The organism is Halorubrum tibetense (assembly GCF_042661865.1).
In the GTDB taxonomy this organism is placed as follows: Archaea; Halobacteriota; Halobacteria; order Halobacteriales; family Haloferacaceae; genus Halorubrum; species Halorubrum tibetense.
Map to the genome: position 1 here is coordinate 1 of NZ_JBHSWW010000401.1, position 1,621 is coordinate 1,621.

Consider the following 1,621-nt stretch of genomic DNA (forward strand, 5'->3'; position numbering starts at 1 on the left):
GGCTCCGCGGCCGCGTCGTGAGCGGCCTCCCGGGCCGCACGTTTCAACGCCGCCGTCGTGTCGGCGTCGACGCGTTCGACCGCTCGCTCGACGCTTCGATCCTCGCTCACGAGCCCTTGGTCGGCCAAGCCAGCAGCGTACGCCGCGCTCGTCACGAGCAGCAACACGCCGATCAGCGCGAACGGGATCCGTGCTCTGGTGTCCTCGTTGAACTCCCTCATCGTCACCACACCCGGACGACGACGTGGAACCGGTCGTCGGCTCCCGTCGACTCGAACCGATCCGGTCCGGGATGTGTCAGAACGACCACTGTCACCGACTTCCCAACCGGCGGCTCGTCGCCGACGGCGACCGGATCGTACTCTTCTGGACCCTCGTCCGCCGCATCGTTCCCGTCGTTCCCGCGAACGAGCCCCACGCCGGACCCCCACCGCATCGACACCGGCGGATCACCCGGTTCCGAACGAGGCTGGTCCGTGACGTCACGAACGTGTCGCACGTCGACGCGAGTTCGTTGCCCCAACGCATCGGCGACCGTCGCGAGCGCTCGGTGCCGGAACCGGTCCGTCATCGCCGGGTCCGCCGTCCCGTCGGCAGTGGCCGCCATCGTAAGCAGCTCGACGAGCGTCGCGTGGACCGTTCGCGACCCACCGTCGGTTCCGGGCACCGGATACGCAACCGTCGCGGTCTCGGTGACGAGCCGGTCGGCGGCGTCGGTCGCGGTGTACTCCGGACCGCTGGGTGCCGAACGATCGTCGGCCGCGCCGACGAGGACGACGCTCGCGGAGACACAGAGCAACAGAACCGTCACGTCGAGCACCGTACTCGTCATCCGTGCACCACCACGCGAAGCCTCCCGGGGAGGTTCTCGCCCGGCCCGACCCGCACCGTTACCGCGCTCTCCGCGCTTGGAAGCGACTGCGGGTCGCTCCCACCGCCATCAGTGACGGCGTCCGAACCGGTCCGTGTTCTCCACGTCTCGCCTCCTGCACGCAGCTCGACGGTCGCCTCCGCTCGCGTCCCGCCTATGCTACCGAGGCGGTCGGGTCTGACGACGCCGCCGACCGTCACGTCACGCTCGATTCGGTCGAGCACGGCCGTCGCGTCGTGTTGTCCGCCGGTCGTCCCGCTCGCCGCGGCGTCGAGGGCGCCGACGTACAGTCCGAGGGCGGCACCGACGGCGAGGACGGCAACGAGGGCGGCGATCGGCTCCACGGCACCCCGGTCGGCCGCCCCGAACGCCTCATCCGACGAGTGTGGCACGGTACCCCTCGTAGTGGACCTGTCTGACGGTTATTCGGTCGGGCGCGGCACGCCACTCCTGACCACCTGTCCGTGCGTCGGCGGCGGCGGCAGCGAACGCCTCCGGGTCGTCGAACACGGCATCCGGTGGAACGCCGTCGAGAACGCTCCGCAATCGGTCGTCCCCGCCGGATCCCTCGGCGAGTACCGGCGTTACCGGCCCGCCGTGAAGCGTCGCTCGGGCGGTCGCCCCACCACTGGCGAGCTCGATACGCCGATCCGTGAGGCGGATCCGGTCGGCCGCGAGGCCGTGCTCGGCAGTCGCGACGTACTCGCCGTCCGCGACGGAATCGATCGTGTGAGCGACGCCCGCCGCGTC

Annotated in this window: 4 protein-coding genes; all 4 read right to left on the reverse strand. The window is 70.8% G+C overall.

The window, feature by feature from the left end:
• A partial coding sequence (locus ACFQEU_RS15520) for a DUF7286 family protein (RefSeq protein ID WP_379783627.1) occupies window positions 1-221 on the reverse strand: 221 nt, incomplete at its 3' end.
• A gap of 2 nt (window positions 222-223) precedes the next feature.
• Window positions 224-832 (reverse strand): DUF7284 family protein, encoded by a 609-nt coding sequence (locus ACFQEU_RS15525; RefSeq protein ID WP_379783629.1) that lies wholly within the window; start codon window positions 830-832, stop codon window positions 224-226.
• A complete protein-coding gene (locus ACFQEU_RS15530) occupies window positions 829-1,263 on the reverse strand; it encodes a DUF7285 family protein (RefSeq protein WP_379783631.1) in 435 nt (144 codons plus the stop codon). Before ACFQEU_RS15530 ends, ACFQEU_RS15525 begins: the two co-directional genes overlap by 4 nt.
• The coding region (locus tag ACFQEU_RS15535) for a DUF7283 family protein (RefSeq protein ID WP_379783633.1) at window positions 1,244-1,621 on the reverse strand (378 nt) is incomplete at its 5' end. The genes ACFQEU_RS15535 and ACFQEU_RS15530, both read right to left, overlap by 20 nt.